The sequence below is a fragment of the Streptomyces sp. NPDC001406 genome, assembly GCF_042895285.1.
In the GTDB taxonomy this organism is placed as follows: domain Bacteria; phylum Actinomycetota; class Actinomycetes; order Streptomycetales; family Streptomycetaceae; genus Streptomyces.
The window spans coordinates 156,340-178,120 of the sequence record NZ_JBIAWG010000014.1 but is presented as its reverse complement, the minus strand read 5'-3'; the positions used below and the strand labels follow the sequence as shown (position 1 = coordinate 178,120).

Sequence of the window (21,781 nt, the reverse complement as noted above, 5' to 3'; positions counted from 1 at the left end):
TGCGGCAACAGCGCGGGCCGGAACGCGATTCCCCCGAGCGGCCGGGAGGAGTACCCGATCTTGCGGCACGGTGTCCGGATTCGGCACCAAGTGCCTACGTACGGCCCTCCGTCCGCCTACGCTCGCCCCGTGCTGCGCATCACCGACGCCCGAACGGGCGAGACCGTCGACGCCGCCCCCGCCCGCCGCGGCCTGACCCGGGTCGAGGCGCATGCGTCGGCCTTCGACCCCTCGTCCCTGCGTGTGCTCCTGGTCGCCGATCTCCTCGTCCGGGCCCTGGAGCTCGGCGGCACCCCCGTCTGGGCGATGCTGACCGGCCACCGCCGCCAGGCCGAGCTCCGCGGGGCGGCCGCGACCCTCGGCATCCACCCCTTCGAGGACGCCCACGACCTCGCCTCCGGGCTCGGCGAGGCACAGATCGTGCACGTCGTGGGGGACGGCGCTGCCGCGCCGGCGGACGGGGTCGTGGTCGGGGTCGCTCCCGCCGTCGGGGCGGGGGAGCCGTCCGGCAGCGCCTCTGCGGCGCCGGCCGGTGAGCCGTCCACCGGCGCCCCCGCGGCGCGGGCCGGTGAGCCTTCCGCGGCTGCTTCCGCCGATCTCCCCGGCCTGCTCTCCGACCCCTCAGCCCTGCGCTACGCCCTGCTGGCCGGCCCGCGTACCACCCCCGTGCGACTCGACGCGGCCGCGCTCGACGAGGCCGGTCGGACGCTCGCGCGCTGGCGGCAGGCCGTGGCCACCTGGGCGCGCAGGCCGTCGCGGCCGATTCCCGACGAGGTACGAGGGCGGTTGCGGGCCGCATGGGAGGACGATCTGGACGTGCCCGAGGTACTCAATGTCCTGCGGTGGGTGGAGACCGCCCCCGACCTGACGGACGGCGCCCGCTTCGAGACCTACGCCTACACCGACCGTCTGCTGGGCCTCGACCTCGCCCGCGACCTCGGGACGCTCGCGTGATCGCCCGCGCGGGAGTGGGCCCGCTGCGCCGGCTGGTCGTCCTGCGGCACGCCAAGTCCGCCTGGCCCGAGGGCGTCCCCGACCACCAGCGGCCGCTCGCACCGCGCGGCCGTCGGGACGCCCCGGCCGCCGGCCGCGCCCTCGTCGAGGCCGACTGCCTGCCCGACCTCGCCCTGTGCTCCACCGCCGTACGCGCCCGCCAGACCTGGGAACTGGCCTCGGACCAATGGGGCACGCCCCCTCCGGTACGGCACGACCGGCGGCTGTACGCGGCCGGCGCGGAGGACCTGCTGGACGTCGTGCGCGAGGTACCGCCCGAGGTGGAGACGCTCCTGCTGGTCGGGCACAACCCGGGCCTGGAGGAACTGGTCCTCGACCTCGCGGGCGACGGCCTGGACGACGCGCTGGACCAGGTGCGGACGAAGTTCCCGACCTCCGCGATCGCCGTCCTGGCCTGGCACGGCACCGGCTGGGAGGCACTCGGCCCGGGCACGGCGCTGCTGACGTCGGTGATCGTGCCGCGGGGGAAGAAGGAGTAGGCACGGGAGCGGGGGCCGCCCGGGCCGGCGCGGGAGTCCGCATAGGCTGTCCGGATGCAGGACGAGTACCGCACAGTCGCCCACGCCGGCGTGCACGAGACAGAGGTCAACCGCTCCCGATTCCTGTGCGCCCTCGCCCCGGCGGCCACCGAGCAGGAGGCCCAGGACTTCATCGCCGCGATCCGCAAGGAGCACGCGGACGCCACCCACAACTGCTGGGCGTACGTCATCGGTGCCGACGCCTCGACCCAGAAGGCCAGCGACGACGGCGAACCCGGCGGCACCGCCGGCGTCCCGATGCTGCAGATGCTGCTGCGCCGCGACATGCGGTACGTCGTAGCCGTCGTCACCCGCTACTTCGGCGGGGTCAAGCTCGGCGCGGGCGGCCTCATCCGGGCCTACGGCGGGGCGGTCGGCGAGGCCCTGGATGCGCTCGGCACGCTCACCCGGCGCCGTTTCAGGCTGGCCACGGTGACCGTGGACCACCTGCGCGCGGGCAAGGTGCAGAACGATCTGCGCGCGACCGGACGCGAGGTGCGCGACGTGCGCTACGGCGAAGCGGTCACCATCGAGATCGGCCTGCCGGACGCCGACGTGGACGCCTTCCGCGCCTGGCTGGCCGACGTCACCGCGGGGACGGCGGGGTTCGAACTGGGCGGGGAGGCCTACGGGGACGCGTGACGCGCGATGCGGGATGCGCGATGCGGGATGCGCGATGCGGGATGCGCGATGCCCGATCACGCCGGTTTCGGGGTCTGTTCGCCATGTTCCTCCTTTCGGCCCTGGCCCTCGCCGTCGGGGAGTGCCGGACGGTGATCACCGGTGGCGATCCTGGCCGCCATCCCGGCGAGCTGCCCGCAGGCGCGCGCGATCTCCAGCTGGGTCTGGTTGCGCTCGGCGACGGCTGCCGAGAGCAGGAGCGCGGTCAGCGCGGTGGACGTGTTGAACGCCTGCAAAGTGATCATGTTGGTGAGCAGGTCGTGTCCGGCGAACGGGCCCGATCCCCGGGTGGCCGAGATGATGGCGAAGGTCGAGATCGCCAGTGCGCAGGGCGCGGCCCCGGCCAGCTGGAAGCGGAAGGCCGCCCAGATCAGCAGGGGGAAGCCGAGGAACAGCAGCGGCGCGCGACTGGTTTCGAGGAGACCGACGCCGACCGTGGCCGCGACAAGGAGCAGTGCCTCCGCCCAACGGGGCGGCGGCACGTCCCTCGGCAGGTGCGCCGAGCGGAGGACGAGCAGGACCGGCGCGACCACCAGGACGCCCATCGCGTCGCCGGTCCACCAGACCGACCACGCCGGCCAGAAATCGCCGGGGCCCAGCACTCCGGCCAGGCGCAGGGTCCCGCTGCCGATCGTCGAGCTGACCAGCATCCCGGCGAACGCACCGAGAAAGATGAGCGCCAGCGCATCCCGCAGACGGTCCAGTTCGACGTGGAAGTCCGCACGACGGAGCAGCGCGTACGAGCAGATGGGCGCGAGGGTGTTGCCCGCCGCGATCGCGAGCACGGCCAGGGCGGTCGGCCCGAGCGTGACGTTGACCAGGAAGGCGCCGATCGCGATCCCGGGCCAGACCCGGGGTCCGCGCAGCAGCAGGCTCGCCAGGGCGATACCGGTCGGCGGCCACAGCGGGGTGACCTGGCTGCGCACCAGCTGCTGGAGCAGCCCCAGCCTGGCCGAGCCGAAGTACAGCCCGGCGACCACGCAGATCTCCAGGACAGCCAGGCCACCGCGCCGGAGCCGGTCACGCCGCTCGACACTCATCGGGCGACCTCCGCATCGACATCGCCACGAGGTCCATCATCCGTCCGATCCCTCGGACCTTCCACGGCACACCCGAGCCGGCCGGTCCGGCACCGTCGGCCGGCGGGCGGCCCGGGGGTCAGACCGGCGGGGTGCGCAGGGCGAGGATCGCCATGTCGTCGTGTCCGTCGCTGGGGTGCTGATCGGCCAGCACCTGAACGAACTCCTGCAGGGGCAGATGGGCATGCGCGCCGGCGAGTGCGGCGAGCGCGTTCAGGCTCGTGTCGATGGAACGGTGGGGATCCTCGACCAGCCCGTCGGTGAAGAAGACCACGGTGGCGTCCGGGGGCAGGAAGCGGGAGTGGTCGGGGCGCGGCTGCTCGGGGTCGACCCCCAGCGGCAGCCCGGGCTCGGCGAACAGATATTCCGCCTTCTGCTCCGGGGTGATCAGCAGGGGCGGGACATGGCCCGCGGTGCTCCAGTGCAGTCGCCAGCCCGGTTTCTCCGGCTCGATGCGTGCCAGTGTGGTGGTGGTGACGGGATTGTTCGTGATGGCCTGCAGGGTGCGGTCGAGCCGGGCGAGGACAGCGCCGGGCGTATTGCCCCGGTCGAACAGCAGCGCACGCAGCATGTTGCGGGTGGAGGCCATGGCGGCGGCGGCCCGCAGATCATGGCCGACCACGTCACCGATGACGACCGCCACGACGTTGTCGGGCAGCGGGACGGCGTCGTACCAGTCCCCGCCGACCTGACTGGGCTCGGCGGCGGGCCGGTAGATGGCGGCGGCGGTGAAGGGCCGCAGGTCGGGGAGGGTCGGCAGCAGAAGCCGCTGGAACTGCTCGGCTCCGACGCGCACCTGCTCGAACAGGCGAACGTTCTCGATCGCGATACCGGCGGCGCTGGCCAGGGCCACCAGGACGTTCTCGTCGTGGGCGTCGAAGGGCAGCCCGTCGTGCCGCTCCGAGAGGTAGAGGTCGCCGTAGATCTCGCCGCGGACGGTGATGGCGACGCCGAGCAGGGTGCGCATACGAGGGTGGCCGGGCGGGTAGCCGACGGAGGCCGGATGGGTCTGGATGCTGTCGACCCGCAGGGGCTCTGGATGGCGGATCAGGTGGCCGAGGACACCCAGACCGCGAGGCGGGTCGATCTCGGCCAGGTCGGCGCGTTCCCGCTCGGACAGACCGGCGGTGATGAACCGCTTCAGGCACTCTCCGTCCTCGTCGAGTACGCCGAGCGCTCCGTAGCGGGCGCCGACCAGGTCCATGGCGGTGGTCACGATGCGGTCCAGCACCGCGGGCAGCTCCACCTCCCGGCTGATGGCCACCACCGCGTCCAGCAGGCCCTGCAGCCGGTCCATGGCGTCGAGCAGGGAGCGCAACTGGTCGTCGATCCGGCCCAGCTCGGCACGCAGACGCAACTGCAGGTCGGGAAGGTGTGGCTGCCGGGGTCGTTTCCCTTCCTTCTCTCGTGCCATCGCTCTTGGTCGCCTCCAGCCCACGGATCCGCCTGTACAGCGTCTCATCCGAGGGGTGCAAAAGGTGCAGATGTCAATTTCCTGGCCACATTACGCCTGCTCGGATCATCGCGGATATATCTGGTCATGTGCCACCGGATGCGAGTGACACATCGAGGTCCGTGATGGATCAGGCACCCAGAGGCGTTAGCGTGGTGGGTGCCGACGGCGCGCCTGTTGCCGGTCGGTGCTGGTCCGAGGGGCGTCGGAGGGGGAAGCGTGCGGGGCGGAGCGGTTTCTTGAGATTGCTGCACACGTCCGACTGGCATCTGGGCCGGGCGTTCCACCGCGTGAACATGCTGGGCGCCCAGGCAGAGTTCATCGGCCACCTCGTCACCACCGTGCGCGAGCGCGAGGTGGACGCTGTGGTCGTGTCGGGAGACGTGTACGACCGCGCGGTGCCTCCGCTCGCCGCCGTCGAACTCTTCGACGACGCCCTGCACCGGCTCGCGGCCCTGGGCGTGCCCACGGTGATGATCTCCGGCAACCACGACTCGGCCCGCCGGCTCGGCGTCGGCGCCGGTCTCATCGGGCGGGCCGGTATCCATCTGCGGACCGAGCCGGCCGCCTGCGGCACGCCGGTCGTGCTGGCGGACGCCTTCGGGGACGTGGCCTTCTACGGGCTGCCGTACCTCGAACCCGCCCTGGTGAAGGACGAGTTCGGGGTCGAGAAGGCAGGCCACGAGAGTGTGCTCGCGGCCGCCATGGACCGCGTCCGCGCCGACCTCGCCGCACGCCCGCGCGGCACCCGCTCCGTCGTCCTCGCGCACGCCTTCGTCACCGGGGGCGAGGCCAGCGACAGCGAACGGGACATCACCGTCGGCGGAGTGGCCGCCGTACCGGCCGGGGTCTTCGACGGCGTCGACTACGTAGCCCTGGGGCATCTGCACGGTTCCCAGACCATCACCGAGCGCGTGCGCTACCCGGGCTCCCCGCTCGCCTACTCCTTCTCGGAGACGGTTCACCGCAAGACCATGTGGCTCGTCGACCTCGGCGCCGACGGCTCGGTCGGCGCCGAGCGCCTCGACTGCCCGGTCCCGCGACCGCTGGCCCGCATCCGCGGGACGCTGCGGGAACTCCTCGCCGACCCCGGCCTCGCCCGGCACGAGGACGCCTGGGTGGAGGCGACGCTCACCGACCCGGTCCGCCCCGCCGACCCCATGGCCCGGCTCGCCGAGCGCTTCCCGCACGCGCTCAGCCTCGTCTTCGCCCCGGAGCGCGCTCCGGACGACCCCGACGTGTCCTACGCCGGACGCCTCGCGGGCCGCAGCGATCAGGAGATCGCCCAGGACTTCGTGGCCCATGTCCGGGGTGCCGGTCCCGACGAACGGGAGCGGGCGGTGCTCCGCGACGCGTTCGACGCGGTGCGCGCGGACGACGTCGTACGGGAGGTGGCGCGGTGAGGCTGCACCGGCTCGACGTGACCGCCTTCGGTCCCTTCGGCGGCAGCCAGACGGTCGACTTCGACGCCCTCTCGGCCGCCGGGCTCTTCCTGCTGCACGGACCGACGGGCGCCGGAAAGACCTCCGTCCTGGACGCCGTCTGCTACGCGCTCTACGGCTCCGTGCCCGGGGCCCGGCAGACCGGCCAGGGTCTCTCCCTGCGCAGCGACCACGCCGACGCGGGCACCCGCACCGAGGTCCGCCTCGAACTGACCGTCGCCGGACGGCGGTTGGAGGTCACCCGGCAGCCACCGTGGGAGCGGCCCAAGAAGCGGGGCTCCGGTACGACGACGGACAAGGCCCAGAGCCTGCTGCGCGAGTACGACGCGCCGGCCCGCGCCTGGAAGGACCTCAGCCGCTCGCACCAGGAGATCGGGGCCGAGTTCGAGCAGCTCCTCGGCATGAGCCGTGAGCAGTTCTGCCAGGTCGTCCTGCTGCCCCAGGGCGACTTCGCGCGCTTCCTGCGGGCCGACGCCGAGGCCCGCGGCAAGCTGCTGGGCCGTCTCTTCGACACCCGCCGCTTCGCCGAGGCGGAAAAGCGCCTCGCCGAACGCAGACGTGCCACGGAGGCACGGGTGCGGGACGGCGATGCCGCGCTGCTGGCCGACGCGCACCGCATGCAGCAGGAGGCGGGCGACGCCATGTTGCTGCCCGAACTGGCCCCGGGGGAGCCGGGCCTGGCCGAGGCCGTACTGGGCGCCGCGGCCGTTGCCCGCAGCACCGCCCGGGAACGGCTCACCCTCGCCCACTGCCGCCTCACCGCCGCCGAGTCCGCCCAGGCCGCCGCCGACCGTGCGCTGGCCGACGTACGCGAACTGGCGCGGCTGCAGGGCAGGTTCGCCCAGGCGCGGCAGCGGGCGGCGCAGCTGGAGGAGCGGTCCGCGGCCCACCGTGAGACACAGACGCGGATGGAGCGGGGCCGCAAGGCGGAAATGGTGGCGCCGGCCCTGGAACTGCGGGAGGCCGCCGACGCCGAACACCGGGCAGCGGCCGCCGCCGAGGCACGCGCGCGTGGACCGCTGCCGGAGACCTTCACGGACGCCGGTCCCGCCGGGCTGGCCGCCGCCGCCCGCCGGGCCGCCGAGGAGCTGGGCGGCCTGGAATCGGCCCGCCGCGCGGAACAGCGGCTGGCCGAGATCGCCGACGAGCGGGCCGGACTGGACCGTCAGCAGCGCGCCGACGAGGACGTGCTGCGGGAGGCCGCGGGCTGGCTCGCCGGATGGGACGACACGCGCGCGGGGCTGCAGGCCCGGATCGACTCAGCGCAGGAGGCCGCCACCCGCTCCGAGCAGCTCGCCGTACAGCGCGATCCCGCGCGGCGGAGGCTGGGCGCGGCCCGGATGCGCGACCAGTTGGCCGGTGACACCGAGGGGGCCCAGAAGCGGGTGATCGCCGCCGAGCGGCAGGCCCTTCAGACCCGTGCCCACTGGCTCGACCTCAAGGAACAGCGCCTGAACGGCATCGCCGCCGAACTCGCCGCGCACCTCACCGACGGCGAACCGTGCGCCGTCTGCGGAGCCACCGAACACCCCGCGCCCGCCCGCAAGGTCGCCGGGCACGTCGACCGCGAAGCCGAGGAGCGCGCCCTGGCCGCCTCCCGGCACGCCGACGAGCAGCGCACCGAGGCCGAGCGGCGCCTGGGCGTCGTACGGGAAGCCCTGGCCGCCGCCACCGCCGAGGCGGGCGACGCGCCCACGGCCCGGCTCGCCGCCGAGGCGGACGAACTGGAGCGCGCGTACGCACAGGCCCGCCGGGACGCCTCCGCGCTGCACCCCGCCCACGAGGAGCTGCGGCGGGCCGAGCGCGAACGCGAGCGCCGCCAGGCCGAGCTTCGGCAGGCCGAGGTCGCCGCCGCCTCCCGGATCGCCCGGCGCGACACCCTGGAACGCGAAACAGCCACCCTGGAAGAGGAGTTGGCGCAGGCGAGGGGCACCGCCGGCAGTGTGGCCGCGCGGGCCGCGCAGCTGGAACGGCAGGTCGCGCTGCTGACCGACGCGGCCGACACCGCGCGCGCCGCCGAGGACACCGCCCAGCGGCTCAAGGACGCCGACGCCCGCCTCGCCGACGCCGCCTACCGGGCCGGCTTCGAGACCCCGCAGGCAGCGGCCGCGGCGCTCCTCGACGACGCGGAGCACCGCGAGCTCCAGCGGCGCCTGGACGCCCGGCAGTCAGAGGAGGCCGCCGTACGCGCGGTTCTCGCCGAGGCCGACACCGCGGCCGCCGCCCAGCAGCCGCCGGCCGACCTCGCCGCTGCCGAGCGGGACGCGGCCGCGGCCGCCCAGCGGCTGCGCGACGCGGCCTCCGCCCGCGACTGGGCGGCCCGCTGCTGCGCCGAACTCGACCGGCTCTCCGCCCGGGCGACCGACGGCGTACGACGGCTGGCGCCGCTGCGCGAGGAGTACGACCGGGTGGCCCGCCTGGCCGCCCTCACCGCGGGCACCTCGGCGGACAACGAACGCAAGATGCGCCTGGAGTCGTACGTCCTCGCGGCCCGCCTCGAACAGGTCGCCGCCGCGGCCACCGTACGGCTGCGGCGCATGTCCTCCGGCCGCTACACCCTCGTCCACTCCGACGACCGCACCGGTCGTGGCCGCAGCGGGCTCGGGCTGCATGTGGTCGACGCCTGGACCGGACGCGAGCGGGACACGGCCACGCTGTCGGGCGGCGAGACGTTCTTCGCCTCCCTCGCGCTCGCCCTCGGTCTCGCGGACGTCGTGACGGACGAGGCCGGCGGGGTCCGCCTCGACACGCTCTTCATCGACGAGGGCTTCGGCAGCCTGGACGACCAGACCCTGGACGAGGTCCTCGACGTGCTCGACTCCCTGCGCGAACGGGACCGCAGCGTCGGCATCGTCAGCCATGTCGCCGATCTGCGGCGCCGGATCCACGCGCAACTGGAGGCCGTGAAGGGGAGAACGGGATCGGTGCTGCGGCAGCGGGGTGCCGGCTGAGGTCAGCGCCCCAGCGGGCGCCGGGGCAGGGGCGAGGAGTACACGACGCTCGTGGTCACCGAGCCGAGCGCGCCGATCTTCCCCGAGATCGCCTCCAGATGGGACATGGACCGCGCGGCGACCTTGATGACGAAGCAGTCGTCGCCCGTCACATGGTGCGCCTCCAGGATCTCGGGCGTCGCGGCCACCAGGTCGTGAAAGGGCTTGTAGTTGCCGTTCGGGTATCTCAGCCGCACGAACGCGAGGATCGGCAGGCCCAGACGTTCGGGGTCGACGACCGCCGCGTACCCCTGGATGACTCCGGCCTCCTCCAGTCGGCGGACCCGCTCGGTGACGGCGCTGGAGGACATCGAGACGGCACGGGCGAGCTCCGCGAAGCCGGCGCGGCCCTCGCGTTGCAGGATGTCAAGGATGTGCCAGTCGGTGGCGTCCGGGGAATAAGCGGTCATCACCGAGAAATAGCAGGGGAATCCCCGGCCGATCAAGGGGAACCCCGGGGATCTCTTCTTCAGGGAGCGGGTCGGCGGCCATAGATTCCTTGCCATGATCACCGACACCGTGAACCCCGTCCTGCGGGTCGCCCCCGCCGCCCCCGCCGAGGCCGCCGCCCACTTCCGGGCGAGCCTCGCCTTCCACGCCGACGTCTCCGACGTGGCCGCCGTGCTCGCGGGGAACGGCGATCCCGGCTTCGTCGTCCTCGACTCCCGCTCCACCGAGTCCTGGGACCAGGGCCACATCCCCGGCGCCGTCCACCTGCCGACCGCTCTCATTCCCGAGCAGGCCGAGCAACTCCTCGACAAGTCCGTGCCGGTGGTGACGTACTGCTGGGGCCCCGGCTGCAACGGCGCCACCCGGGCCGCCCTGGCCCTGGCCGAACTCGGCTACCAGGTCAAGGAGATGCTCGGCGGATTCGAGTACTGGGCGCGGGAAGGCTTCGTCTACGAGACCTGGCAGGGGCCGCAGCGCCGGGACGCCGATCCGCTGACGGCACCCGTGGCAGGCGAGTGCGGCTGCTGACGCCCACCCGTGTAGGTTCTGCCCATGGCTCGATACGCGGAACCAGGCGTTCTGGAGTGGGTGGAGTCGGGAGGCGGCCCGCTCATAGCCGTCCCGGAGGCGGTGTTGCCGTTCTGGTCCGGGGCCGACGGCGAGGAGATGGACACCGACTACGACCGGGCGTGCGAGGTCGACGGGTACGTCGGTCTGCTCCCCGTGGGCGACAGCGCGGCCCTGGTCCTCGGCGACGAACCGGCCTCCACCTCCTTCCTGCCCGACCACGGCACCTTCGTACGGTGGAGCGCCGCGAACTCCGAGGACGAACTGCTGGCCGGCGTTCCCGCCGCCCTCGACGCGGCCGTGTGGGAGGACGAGGTCGGCTGGGACATACCCGGCCCCGTCGTCCTGTTCGACTCGGCCTGGTCCGGTACGGACACCGTCCACCAGGAGCATCTGAGAGTGCCGCTGGAACCGGGCCGGTACGCGGTGCGTGCCGCCTACGCCCAGCCGGGGCCGGAGACCTGGGTCGGGCTCGTACAGCTGCGACGGCTTCCGCACTGAAGCGACGACCGGTGACCGGCGGCGCCCACGCGGGTGCCGCCGGTCACGCGCTCGCTCAGAGCTGGGACAGCTCGTCCACCAGGTCGTCCAGGCCCAGCGAACCCTGGGAGAGGGCCGCCATGTGCCAGGACTTCAGGTCGAAGGCGTCGCCGTGCCGCTCGCGCGCGTTCTCCCGGCCCAGCAGCCAGGCCCGTTCGCCGAGCTTGTAGCCGATCGCCTGGCCCGGGATGGTCAGATAGCGGGTCAGCTCGCTCTCCACGAAGTCCGCCGGGCGGCTGCTGTGCGCGCCGAAGAACTCCTGGGCCAGCTCCGGCGTCCAGCGCTCACCCGGGTGGAACGGCGAGTCCGCCGGGATCTCCAGTTCCAGGTGCATGCCGATGTCGACGATCACGCGGGCCGCGCGCATCATCTGCGCGTCGAGGTAGCCGAGGCGGTGCTCCGGGTCCGTGAGATAGCCCAGCTCGTCCATCAGACGCTCCGCGTACAGCGCCCAGCCCTCCGCGTTGGCGCTCACCCCGCCGATCGTGGCCTGGTAGCGGGAGAGGTCCTTGGCCACGTGCGCCCACTGCGCCAGCTGGAGGTGATGACCGGGCACGCCCTCGTGGTACCAGGTCGACACCAGGTCGTACGCCGGGAACCGGGTCTGGCCCATCGTCGGCAGCCAGGTGCGGCCGGGGCGCGAGAAGTCCTCCGAGGGGGCCGTGTAGTACGGGGCCGCCGCGCCGCCGGGCGGTGCGATGCGGGCCTCCACCTTCCGCACCCGCTCGGCGAGTTCGAAGTGCGTGCCGTCCAGGTCGGCGATCGCGCGGTCCATCAGGCCCTGCAGCCACTCGCGGACCTCGTCGACTCCCTCGATGTGCGTACCGTGCTCGTCGAGGTGCGCGAGCGCCACCCACGGCGTTTCGGCACCCGGCAGGATCTTCTCGGCCTCCTGCTTCATCTCGCCGAGGATGCGGTGGAACTCCGACCAGCCGTACGCGTACGCCTCGTCCAGGTCCAGGTCCGTGCCGTTGAAGTAGCGCGACCAGCGCGCGTACCGCTCGCGGCCCACCGTGTTCGCGGAGCCCTCGATGGCCGGCGCGTAGATGTCCCGCAGCCAGTCGCGCAGCTCCACGACGGCCGCGGTCGCCCCGTGGGCGGCCTCGTCCAGCTCCGTGCGCAGCGCCTGCGGCCCGGCCGAGACGAAGTCCTCGAACCAGCCGCGGCCCTGGCCGTCGGTGTCCGACCACTCCGTGAGCTGGTCGATGTGGGTGGTGGTCGGACGCGGAGCCGCGTACAGCTTCCGCTCCAGGCCGAGCGCCAGGGACTCGCGGTAGCCGGCCAGCGCGGCCGGGACCGCGCGCAGCCGCTCGGCGATCGCCGACCAGTCCTCGTCCGTCTGCGCCGGCATCACGGTGAACACGTCGCGCACCGCGTGTCCGGGCGTGTGCAGGTTGCCGATCGCGCGCAGGCTCTCCTCGGCCTCGTGCACCGCGAGCTCGGCGGTGAGCCGCTCGCGCAGCAGACGCCCGCAGCGGCGCTCCACGTCACTGTCCGCCCCGGGCTGCCGCTCGGCCTCGTCCAGTTTCGCGAGGGTGGTCCGCGCCAGTTCCGCCAGGGCCTGCTGGCCCGCGGGAGAGAAGTCGGGCAGCCTGCTCGCACTCTCCTTCACGCCGAGGTACGTGCCGGTGATCGGGTCGAGGGCGACGAGCTCGTCGACATAGGCGTCGGCGACTTCACGGGGCAGCGGGCTCTTGGTCTCAGACATGCCGCCCATCCTCATACGGCGACGTTGTCTGCGTCACCCATGTATTCCTGATTCAGCTGTGGGCGTGGCCGGGGGCAGCAGGGGGCCGCACTCCCACTGCTGGAAGATCAACCGGGTCTCCACACGTGCCACTTCGCGGTGCGCCGTGAACTCGTCGAGGACCAGCCGCTGCAGGTCCGCCATGTCCGCCACCGCCACGTGCACGAGGTAGTCGTCGGGCCCGGTGAGGTGGAACACCGTCCGTGACTCCGGCAGCGCCCGGATCCGCTCCACGAAGGGGCCCACCAGCTCCCGGCGGTGCGGCCGCACCTGCACCGAGAGCAGCGCTTCCAGGCCGCGCCCCAGTTTGGCCGGATCGAGCCGCAGCTGATGCCCGAGGATCACGCCCGAGCGGCGCAGCCGGGCGACCCGGTCCAGACACGTCGACGGCGCCACGCCCACCTGCGTGGCGAGGTCGCGATAGGTGATCCGGGCGTCGTTCTGCAGCAGGCGCAGCAGATGGAGGTCCACCGGATCCAGTACGACAGATTCGGCCATTGGCCGAACGTAGCACGGTGTTCGATTCTTGTGACCCGCTCAGTGTTCACCCTCTGCCCATGGACTCAGCGAGCACGGGTGCCTACGACGCCGTACGCACCGCATCGAGAGCACTGGCCACCGAGGCTGTGCACGCCGGCCGCGACGACCTCGCCCGGCAGGGCCTGCACGCCCCGCCCATCGACCTGTCCACCACCTACCCCTCGTACGACAGCCGGGGCGAGGCCGCCCGCATCGACGCCTTCGCCGCCACCGGCGCCGCCCTGGACGGGACGCCGGTGTACGGGCGGCTGGGCAATCCGACCGTGGCCCGCTTCGAGACCGCGCTGGCCCGGCTGGAGGGCACCGAGTCCGCGGTCGCGTTCGCCAGCGGGATGGCGGCACTGAGCGCGGTCCTCCTCGCCCGCTCCGCGACGGGCCTGCGCCACGTCGTCGCCGTACGTCCCCTGTACGGCTGCAGCGACCACCTGCTGACCGCCGGACTGCTGGGCACGGAGGTGACCTGGACCGATCCGGCCGGGATCGCGGACGCGCTGCGCCCGGACACCGGCCTCGTCATGGTCGAGACCCCGGCGAATCCGACGCTGGCCGAGGTCGATCTGCGGGCGGTCGCCCACTCCTGCGGCTCCGTGCCGCTGCTCGCCGACAACACCTTCGCCACACCCGTGCTCCAGCGCCCGGCCGAGCAGGGGGCCCGGCTCGTGCTGCACAGCGCCACCAAGTACCTCGGCGGGCACGGCGACGTGCTCGCGGGCGTGGTGGCCTGTGACGAGGAGTTCGCGCGACAGCTGCGGCAGATACGGTTCGCCACGGGCGGCGTGCTGCATCCGCTGGCCGGCTATCTGCTGCTGCGGGGACTGTCCACGCTGCCCGTGCGGGTGCGGGCCGCCTCCGCGAGCGCCGCCGAACTGGCCCGGCGCCTCGCCGCCGACCCGCGTGTCGCGCGCGTCCACTATCCGCGGATCGGCGGCGCGATGATCGCCTTCGAGGTCCAGGGTGACCCGCACGAGGTCATCGCCCGGGTCGGGCTGATCACCCCGGCCGTGAGCCTGGGCAGCGTCGACACCCTCATCCAGCACCCGGCGTCCATCAGCCACCGCATCGTGGACGCGGAGGACCGGCGCGGAGCCGGAGTGAGCGACCGGCTGCTGCGGATGTCCGTGGGACTGGAGGACGTCGAGGATCTCTGGGCGGATCTGGACGCCGCGCTGGGCGAGCACGGCGAGGCGTCGTCGACGGCGGAACTTCAGGCGGCGGTGAGCTGAGGCCTGGCACGGGGCAGGTCGACGGGTGAACGGCCCGGCGGGGTTCCGCCGGGCCGCTCGCCGTTCGCCGGGCGGACGCTCGGTCCCATCCCTCTCAGTCCCGGCGGGCCGGCCCGTCGAACTGCCCCTGCCTGCCGTCGTGCGACAGCAGCGAGGTGACCGGGGCGGCGTCCAGGCGGGCCGTGATGACCAGCGTGCCCTCCTCGATCTGGTAGTCGAGGGGCAGTCCAAGACCGCGCATCGCGGTGACCATGCCGGTGTTGGACGCCTGCGTCACGGCATACACGCTCGCGCAGCCGGCCTCGACCGCCATCGCCACCAGTCGGCCCAGCAGTTCGCCGCCGATACCGCGCTGCTGCCACTCGTCCTCGACGAGCAGCGCGACCTCCGTCTCGTCGCCGTCCCACAGCAGATGACCGAGGCCGACGATGCGGCCCGACGCCGTCTGCACGGCCAGCGTGCGCCCGAAACGCGGGCTCAGCAGGTGGTTCAGATAGCGGTCCGCGTCACCGATGGGCCCGTGGTAGCGCATGCCGAGCGTCCGCGCCGAGCACCGCTCGTGCATCGCCTTCGCCGCCTCGACGTCGCGCGTGTCGGCCCGGCGCACGGTGATCGCGTTGCCCTCGGGCAGGGTCAGCACGTCCTGGCTGCGCGGGATGCGCGGGCCGAGCCGCGCGTCCAGCTCCACCAGCGCCCGCGCCCGCGCGAACTCGGTCGGCGTGAACGGCAGATACGGCCGCTCCACGGTGATCACTCCGCCTTCCGGCGCCCGCAACCGCATCACGGTGTCCTCGAGTGCTCCCTCGGCCGGCACCTCCTCCGGTGCGCGGCGGCCGCCGACCGGCGTGGCGGGCAGCGAACGGATGGTGCACCGTCCCAGCAACTGCCGCAGCGCCAGCGGAAGTTCCGCCGCGTCCAGCGCGGTGCGCGCCGCGAGGCCCAGGATCCGGGTCGGCGCGTCCACCAGGTCGTGCGCGTCGGCCCGCTCGATCCAGGTGGTCGTGCCCCCCGCCCGCGAGACCGCACGGCTGATCTCGGTAGCCGGGAGCTCACCCGGGGCGCGCAGCAGGAACTCGTCCACCGTGCCCTCGGCCAGCGGATGCGTCTGCAGGCTCAGGATGTCGACCCGCTGCCCGGCGAGAGCCGTGCACAGCGCGGCCAGCGAGCCCGGCTGGTCCTTCACCGTCGTCCGCATCCGCCACAGCGTGCTCGCCCCGGCCACCGCCCGGGGCGTCGCCGCGCGCTGGTCGGACGGCCCGGCCTGGGGGATCGGCCGGGCACCGGTATCGCTCGTCGGCGGTGCGTGACCGTGGCGCCGTGACCACCAGATGTGGAACCCCGCCGTCGCGGCCAGCGCCACCGCCGAGATCAGCAGCAGCGCCGGCCCGTCGGGGCCGTGCCCGATCAGGTTCGCCACCATGTCCGCCACCGCGACGGCCGTGAACAGGGCGGCGAGTTCGACGACGTCCCGTCGCCAGTGGTGCACGGGGCGCCCGTGCTTCGTCCGTGTCACATCAGACATTCCTCGATTCATGCAGCCACTGTGAAGGAACGGTGTTGCGTGATCACGAACGACTTGTGACCGATGGGTAAAGCATGCTTCTGCCCCTTTTGTTGTTCTTTCTATTACCGGGCGGGAGCGGTCGATTGCCGGGCGGGCGCGGCCAGGGCGTCCTGCAGTCGCCGGGCCTGGGTCACCAGCCGGGACGAACCACGCCGGGCGGCGGTCGCGGCGAGGTGCGGCAGCTCGCCGCGCGCCCCGGACCGCTCGGCGCACTCGGCGGCCACGGCCAGCAGATCCCCGAGCCCACGGGCCGACGCGGTCTCCAGGTCCGCGAGCAGCACGGGCAGGGTGTGGCGGAGCATCTCCCATATCGTCGCGTTCGCCCCCGTGGCCGCCGCCGTCCGGGCCGACTCGGCGAGCCGGAGCGGCTTCACCGTGCCGTTCTGCACCAGCAGGCCGAGATCCGAACCCAGCCGCTGTGTGTCGAGCTGGCCACGCGCGGCGAGCACCAGCAGCGCGTCCACCGCGGCGAGCCGGTCCTCCGCCTGCCGGGCGCCCAGCCCGTACGCCACGCACAGGTGCACGCTCTCGCCCGCCTCACCACCGGACTCGGCCAGCAGCGGGAGGACGCCGACGGGGCCCCGGGTGTCGTTCACGGCCGCCCTGGACAGGTCGTGCACCATCCGTGCCGCCACCAGTTCGCGCTGCTCCGGGAGCGCGGCCAGCCAGTGCTGCCGCAGCTCGTCGCTCCAGTGGGAGCAGTGCCAGTGGGCTCCGTAGGCGGCCAGGGGACGCCCGAGCCGCTGGAATTCCGCGGGGAAGTCCTCCTGCAGCTCCCGCAGTTCGCCGAGCTCGACCACGATCCGCGTCGCCGAGGTCTCCCGGCCGGCCCGGGGCAGGGTGGGGCCCTTTGCGGACAGCCAACGGGCGAGCCGGTCGCCCTCCGCCGTGCCGAGCGCCGCCGCCCGCTGCGCCGACGCGGCGGCCGCCGTCCGGTCCGTGCGCCGCACCCGCAGGAGGGCCTGCGCGAAGTCGGCCGCCGAGACACGGGCGCCCAGGCGCCGGTAGGTGCCGAGGCGGTCCACCAGCTCGTCCGGCTCCAGGAGTCCCGTGCTCCAGGTGGGCGTCGACAGCAGCAACGGCAGCGGGTCGGTGCGGAGCCGGTACGCCACCTCCCGCAGCCGGGCGTCGAACGCCTGGGAGAGGCCACCGTGTACGCAGCCGGCGCCGTTCGAGCCGTTCCGCAGCGCACGGTGGAGCGTGCTGGTCTTCACCCCGCCGCGCAGCGTCGCGAGGAGGAGGTCGAGGGCGTCCTGGGCGCTGTGCAGGTCGTTGTGCGGGTTGAAGTACGAGTCCGCGTGCCGCCACTGGCCCGGTTCCGCGGTGTGCCAGTGGCGTCGGACGATCACCGGTTCGAGCGCGTCGAGCAGGGCGTCGAGGTTCTGGTGGGCCTGGCGCACCAGGCCGTCCAGGGCCCGCTCGAACGCGGTCACATCACCGCCGGCGGCCAGCAGGGCGCTCACCTCCTCGGCCAGTTCGACCGCCGTCCCGGGTGCCGCCGCGAGGCGCATGGGCTCCGGAGCGGGCGGCAGCACCTCCTCGTACACCGCCGGTGCCGGGTCCACGCCCGTGAGGCCCAGGCCGGCCACCGCGCGGGTGCGCAGGGAGGGCGTCAACTGCTCCACCGCGAGCGCCAGTTCGTCTCGCAGGGCGTCGGAGTCGAGCTTCTTCGCGTGGCGCTCGACCAGTTTGAGCGCCCGCTCCTGCACCTGAGTGTCCTCGTGCCCGAACGCCTGGGCCGCCACGGGAAGCAGCTCGGCCGCCGCGGACGGATCGCGGGACAGCACCTTGCCGAGCAGCACGAGCTGGGCCCGCACCAGCTTCTTCTCGGCGCGGAACAGCAGCCCTTCGGAGGCCTCGGCCAGCAGCCGCGTTTCCAGCTCGCCGTCCAGCGCGAGGGCGGCCAGGACCGACTGGGCGTGGGAGGCGACGGGGGAGGCGGCGTCGCGGGCCAGGGCGATCCAGTCGGCGGTCCGCTCCCGCTCCTCCTCCCGGGTGAGGTCGAGCAGTTCGAGCAGGGGGAGGAAGACCCGGTGGTCGGTGGGGCCGCCGCCGCGCAGGAGGCGGGCGACACAGGCGTCGACCATGGTCGTGCGGTCCAGCGATCCCTTCCGCGTGAGCTCGGCGAGGGCGCTCTGCCAGGAGTTCGGTCCGTCGCCGAACAGCCAGCGGACCTCACCGAGATCGGTGAGGTCGAAGAGACCGGCCACGAGCCGGGCCAGATCCGGCTCCCCGCGCAGCCGGTCGAGGATCGAGCCCTGCCCCCAGGAACTGCCGATGTGCCGGATCCAGCCGACCACATAGGCGTCCGTCACCGGAACGTCGCAGCCCGCCCGGTGCACCAGCCCCGACATCAGCTCGTACGGCACGTCCGCGGACACCGGCCGCTGCGCGAGCCGGTGCGCCACATCGGCCAGCCACGCGCCGTCACGGCCCTCCAGCGCCTGCAGCAGCAGCTTGGGCGACGCCTGCCACCAGCGCATGTCCGAGCCCGACAGCCAGCTCGCGGCGGCCGCCGCGCCCGTGTGGCAGACCGCCCCGGCCGCGTGCAGCGCCGGGTGGGCGTCGCGGGACGCGCCGCCCCAGGGATCGGTCCGCAGCTCCTTGCGGACCGCCTTCAACTCGGGCAGCAGCGCTCGCCGTTCGCCGTCCGTCATCCCCTTGAGCAGACGCAGCGTCTCGGCCGTCCGCCCCGCCCGCACCGCCGTCATCACCGCACTCATCGCGCACCCCCGTCGACTCCCGCGAACTCCTGCCCCACCACGGCACCCCGCCGCACCATCCGCACCGCCAGCGCGTGCTTGCACGGCCCGCGCCCGCCGCGGTACTTCGCCCACCACAGACAGCTGCAGCTGAGCACCCCGGCCTCGTCGCGCACCCGGTGCACATGGCCGTCCTCGGCGGTCACCGTCCCCAGCGGCCCGTCCAGGGCGACCGCGCCCGCGTCCACCAGCGCCCGCGCCGAACGCAGCCGCGGATTGTGGCGCTCGACGCGCCCGGCGTCGTACGGCAGCTCCCGGTGGAAGTAGGCCGCCTCCGCCGTGTCGTAGCCGACGCGTCCTGAGGTGCCGAGCCGGACCAGGGCCGCGCGCACCCGCTCCGGGGTGAGCCCGCAGGAGTCGGCGAGGTCGGCGACGTCGACACGGGGCTCCCAGGCCAGCAGCACCGCGACCAGCTCCGCGTCCTCGGCGGCCTCATCGGTGGCGAGCGCGTCCAGGACGCCGCCCTCGCCGGAGAACCCGCGCGAGGCGTCGGGTGACAGCGTGAGCGTGAGCCGCATGCCCGGCAGGACCACCTCCCAGGCGGCCGCGGTGGCGCCGGCCCCGGCACCGGCGACCGCCGGGCCGTACACCCGCAGGGCCGTCGCGTGTCGCAGCACCCGCTGGAGCGCGGCCAGCCGCTCGGGGCCGGGCAGGCACACCGCGCCCGGCACCGGCCGGGTCGTCGGCCGCAGCCCGCGGCCCACCGGCACCACCCAGCGCGGACCTCCCGCGGCACGCCCCGTCCCGCCCGCCCGGGGCAGCCCGCGCAGGAACCGCACCGCCTCGTCGGCCGGCAGCTCGGCCCGCAGGTCGAACCCGGCCGCCATCACCTGGGCCTCGGCGAATCCGCGCAGCCAGCGGTCCGGGAGCGGCACCTTCTTCTCCACCACCGGCCCGTCCAGCGTGGTGACGGTCAGCTCCTCGGGGCCCACGCGCAGATGGAGCGGGTCGGCCGTGCCGATCCGGGACAGGGCCTCGCGCAGCGGGTTGTTGACGTCGACGTTCGTCGTGCCGTGGCCCACCTCGCCGCCGTCGAGGCCGGGGCCGAGGACGTCCAGGCGCGCGTACACCCCGCCGCAGCCGGAGAAGGACTCGAAACGCAGCCGGTCGCCGTTGCCGGTCACCACCGGGTCGAGCGAGGCGCGCAGCTGCGGCTGGTAGTAGCGCGCGGCCGCCACGTCGGCCACCGCGAGCAGCCCGGCCGCGGCGACCTGAGGCGTCGTCAGAAAGCCCGCGAAGAAGCGCGGATGGTCCTCGACACCGGTGGGTGTCGCGCCCCGGGAGGTCTCGAGTCCGAGGCGTCGTCCGTCCGCTGCGGATTCCAGCACGGAGGGTTGACGATAGGCCACGGCCTGTACAGATCGCGTCATGGGAAAAACCGTAGAGGCGACCACTGACAATCGGTCCTGACCTGCGGAAAACGCCCCTCCCGGCGATGAGTTGGGAGGGGCGGTGCGGTGCCGCGCGCCGGGAGATGACGCCGGTGCGCGGCACACCGAAAGGGTACGGGAGTTACTGGCCGACCAGGCCCGGCTGGAGCGTCTGGGCGAACAGCACGGTGCCGTCCTGCTCGCGCAGCCGCACCGTCAGCTCCCCGCTGTGGCCGTCGATGTCGACCTCGCCGAAGAACTGGTAGCCACCGGCCGGCGAGACGTTCGAGGCGGTCGGCGCCTTCACGAACACCCGCTCCGGACCGAAGGTGTTGTCGAGGGTGTTGGCCGGGAAGGCGCCAGCGTTCAGCGGACCCGAGACGAACTCCCAGAACGGCTCGAAGTCGGTGAAGGCGGCCCGTGACGGCTGGTAGTGCTGGGCCGAGGTGTAGTGCACGTCCGCCGTCAGCCACACCGTGCCCGTGATCCGCCGGTGCTTGACGAACCGCAGGAGCTCGGCGATCTGCAGCTCACGGCCCAGCGACACGCCGGGGTCGCCCTGGGCCACCGCCTCGATGTTCGGCAGGCCCTCCATGGGGTCGTGCACGACCAGCCCGAGCGGCATGTCGGCCGCGATCACCTTCCACACCGCCCGCGACCGGGACAGCTCGCGCTTGAGCCACTCCAACTGCTCCCGGCCGAGGATGCCCTGCGGGTCCACGGTCTGGTTGTCGGGGGAGTTGGCGTTGCGGTACGTCCGCATGTCGAGGACGAACACGTCGAGCAGCGGCCCCTGCCGCAGGACGCGGTACACCCGGCCGTCCTTCGCACCCGGGCGCAGCGTCGAGACGGGGAAGTACTCGCTGAACGCCCGCCGGGCGCGCGCGGCCAGGACGTCGATGCTCTTCTCGGTGTAGCGGGTGTCCGAGGCGGCGATCACCTCGCCCGGGTACCAGTTGTTGCGCACCTCGTGGTCGTCCCACTGGATGATCGAGGGGACCTGCGCGTTGAACCGCCTGAGATTCTCGTCGAGCAGGTTGTAGCGGAAGTTGCCGCGGTACTCGGCGAGGGTCTCGGCGACCTTGGACTTCTCCTCGGTGGTGATGTTCCGCCAGGCGCTGCCGTCCGGCAGGGCCTGAGTGGCCGAGATCGGCCCGTCGGCGTAGATGTTGTCGCCGCTGCAGATGAAGAAGTCGGGGTCGAGTTTCGCCATCGCGTTGTAGATCCGGTAGCCGCCGAGGTCGGGGTTGATGCCCCAGCCCTGGCCTGCCAGGTCGCCGGACCACAGGAACCGCACGCCGTCGCGCCGGTGCGCGGACACGGTGCGGAAGGTGCCCGTCACCGGTTCGCCGGTGCGCCGCGGGTCGTCCGGGTCGGCGAGCAGCACGCGGTAGTGGATCTGCTCGCCGGACGGGAGGCCGCGCAGCCGAGTGGTGCCGGTGAAGTCGGTGTCCGGACCCAGCAGCGGACCGTGCCATCTGTGCGGGTTGCGGAACGAGTCGGTGGCCGACGTCTCCACGATCATCCGGGCCGGCCGGTCCGAACGCACCCACACCAGACCGGAGTCGGAGGTCACGTCGCCCGTCTGCACGCCCCAGCCCGCCTCGGGACGCCCGGACAGGGCGAATGCCGGTGCCGCGCCCAGGGCGGTGGGCAGGGTCAGGGCCGCCGACGCGGCCAGGGAGCCGCGCAGGACGCTGCGGCGGCCGGGGAACGGACGATGTGACATGGAAGGGCCTCCTGAACGGGATCCGGCCAATGTGCACTGTCACAACTACTGGTGCGCCGCAGCGCACACGGAAACCACACATGAACAACTGATTCCATCGGTAAGGGAACCG

Annotated in this window: 17 protein-coding genes; 8 read left to right on the top strand and 9 right to left on the bottom strand. The window is 73.3% G+C overall.

The features are described 5' to 3' along the window. Window positions 1-129: 129 nt before the first annotated feature. The 3 genes from ACFY1J_RS31930 to ACFY1J_RS31920 are packed head-to-tail and all read left to right on the top strand — an operon-like array spanning window position 130 to window position 2,174. Window positions 130-954: a hypothetical protein gene (locus ACFY1J_RS31930; protein ID WP_390732441.1), complete on the top strand. Its 825-nt coding sequence runs from the start codon at window positions 130-132 to the stop codon at window positions 952-954. Beyond that, window positions 951-1,493, top strand: a complete 543-nt coding sequence (locus ACFY1J_RS31925) for a SixA phosphatase family protein (RefSeq protein ID WP_390710366.1) — start codon at window positions 951-953, stop codon at window positions 1,491-1,493. Before ACFY1J_RS31930 ends, ACFY1J_RS31925 begins: the two co-directional genes overlap by 4 nt. A 54-nt stretch (window positions 1,494-1,547) precedes the next feature. Further along, window positions 1,548-2,174 (top strand): YigZ family protein, encoded by a 627-nt coding sequence (locus ACFY1J_RS31920; RefSeq protein ID WP_390710367.1) that lies wholly within the window; start codon window positions 1,548-1,550, stop codon window positions 2,172-2,174. Window positions 2,175-2,230: 56 nt separating this feature from the next. Here the strand turns inward: ACFY1J_RS31920 and ACFY1J_RS31915 are convergent, their stop codons facing one another. Both ACFY1J_RS31915 and ACFY1J_RS31910 read right to left on the bottom strand, forming a co-directional pair. After that, window positions 2,231-3,253, bottom strand: coding sequence for an MASE1 domain-containing protein (locus ACFY1J_RS31915; protein WP_390710368.1), 1,023 nt, complete (start codon window positions 3,251-3,253; stop codon window positions 2,231-2,233). Window positions 3,254-3,371: 118 nt separating this feature from the next. After that, a complete protein-coding gene (locus tag ACFY1J_RS31910; RefSeq protein WP_390710369.1) occupies window positions 3,372-4,706 on the bottom strand; it encodes a PP2C family protein-serine/threonine phosphatase in 1,335 nt (444 codons plus the stop codon). 278 nt (window positions 4,707-4,984) lie between these two features. Here ACFY1J_RS31910 and ACFY1J_RS31905 point away from each other — a divergent pair, with 278 nt between their 5' ends. Together ACFY1J_RS31905 and ACFY1J_RS31900 are read left to right on the top strand one after the other, a co-directional pair. Then, window positions 4,985-6,148 (top strand): exonuclease SbcCD subunit D, encoded by a 1,164-nt coding sequence (locus tag ACFY1J_RS31905; RefSeq protein ID WP_390710370.1) that lies wholly within the window; start codon window positions 4,985-4,987, stop codon window positions 6,146-6,148. Beyond that, entirely contained in the window at window positions 6,145-9,138 is a 2,994-nt protein-coding gene (locus ACFY1J_RS31900; protein ID WP_390732440.1) for an AAA family ATPase, read from the top strand. Before ACFY1J_RS31905 ends, ACFY1J_RS31900 begins: the two co-directional genes overlap by 4 nt. 2 nt (window positions 9,139-9,140) lie before the next feature. Here the strand turns inward: ACFY1J_RS31900 and ACFY1J_RS31895 are convergent, their stop codons facing one another. Next, window positions 9,141-9,587, bottom strand: coding sequence for an Lrp/AsnC family transcriptional regulator (locus ACFY1J_RS31895; RefSeq protein ID WP_390710372.1), 447 nt, complete (start codon window positions 9,585-9,587; stop codon window positions 9,141-9,143). Between the two features lie 94 nt (window positions 9,588-9,681). Between ACFY1J_RS31895 and ACFY1J_RS31890 the strand changes: the two genes are divergently transcribed. Next, window positions 9,682-10,155, top strand: coding sequence for a rhodanese-like domain-containing protein (locus ACFY1J_RS31890; protein ID WP_390710373.1), 474 nt, complete (start codon window positions 9,682-9,684; stop codon window positions 10,153-10,155). A gap of 24 nt (window positions 10,156-10,179) precedes the next feature. After that, window positions 10,180-10,695, top strand: a complete 516-nt coding sequence (locus ACFY1J_RS31885) for an immunity 21 family protein (protein WP_390710374.1) — start codon at window positions 10,180-10,182, stop codon at window positions 10,693-10,695. Window positions 10,696-10,750: 55 nt separating this feature from the next. On the opposite strand, the gene ACFY1J_RS31880 is transcribed toward ACFY1J_RS31885, so the two are convergent. Further along, entirely contained in the window at window positions 10,751-12,442 is a 1,692-nt protein-coding gene (locus ACFY1J_RS31880) for a DUF885 domain-containing protein (protein ID WP_390710375.1), read from the bottom strand. A gap of 33 nt (window positions 12,443-12,475) precedes the next feature. Further along, window positions 12,476-12,979 carry an Lrp/AsnC family transcriptional regulator gene (locus tag ACFY1J_RS31875; protein ID WP_363299928.1) on the bottom strand — a complete coding sequence of 168 codons (504 nt, stop codon included), beginning with the start codon at window positions 12,977-12,979 and terminating at the stop codon, window positions 12,476-12,478. A gap of 59 nt (window positions 12,980-13,038) precedes the next feature. Between ACFY1J_RS31875 and ACFY1J_RS31870 the strand changes: the two genes are divergently transcribed. Beyond that, window positions 13,039-14,244, top strand: coding sequence for a trans-sulfuration enzyme family protein (locus tag ACFY1J_RS31870; RefSeq protein WP_390710376.1), 1,206 nt, complete (start codon window positions 13,039-13,041; stop codon window positions 14,242-14,244). Between the two features lie 94 nt (window positions 14,245-14,338). Here the strand turns inward: ACFY1J_RS31870 and ACFY1J_RS31865 are convergent, their stop codons facing one another. From ACFY1J_RS31865 to ACFY1J_RS31850, 4 genes are all read right to left on the bottom strand, one after another. After that, complete coding sequence (locus ACFY1J_RS31865; RefSeq protein WP_390710377.1) at window positions 14,339-15,766, bottom strand: GNAT family N-acetyltransferase; 1,428 nt, start codon at window positions 15,764-15,766, stop codon at window positions 14,339-14,341. 104 nt (window positions 15,767-15,870) lie between these two features. Beyond that, window positions 15,871-18,531, bottom strand: a complete 2,661-nt coding sequence (locus ACFY1J_RS31860; RefSeq protein ID WP_390710378.1) for a DUF6493 family protein — start codon at window positions 18,529-18,531, stop codon at window positions 15,871-15,873. Then, entirely contained in the window at window positions 18,528-19,940 is a 1,413-nt protein-coding gene (locus ACFY1J_RS31855) for an SWIM zinc finger domain-containing protein (protein ID WP_390710379.1), read from the bottom strand. Before ACFY1J_RS31855 ends, ACFY1J_RS31860 begins: the two co-directional genes overlap by 4 nt. 142 nt (window positions 19,941-20,082) lie before the next feature. After that, window positions 20,083-21,669 carry an alkaline phosphatase D family protein gene (locus ACFY1J_RS31850; RefSeq protein ID WP_390710380.1) on the bottom strand — a complete coding sequence of 529 codons (1,587 nt, stop codon included), beginning with the start codon at window positions 21,667-21,669 and terminating at the stop codon, window positions 20,083-20,085. Window positions 21,670-21,781: the final 112 nt, after the last annotated feature.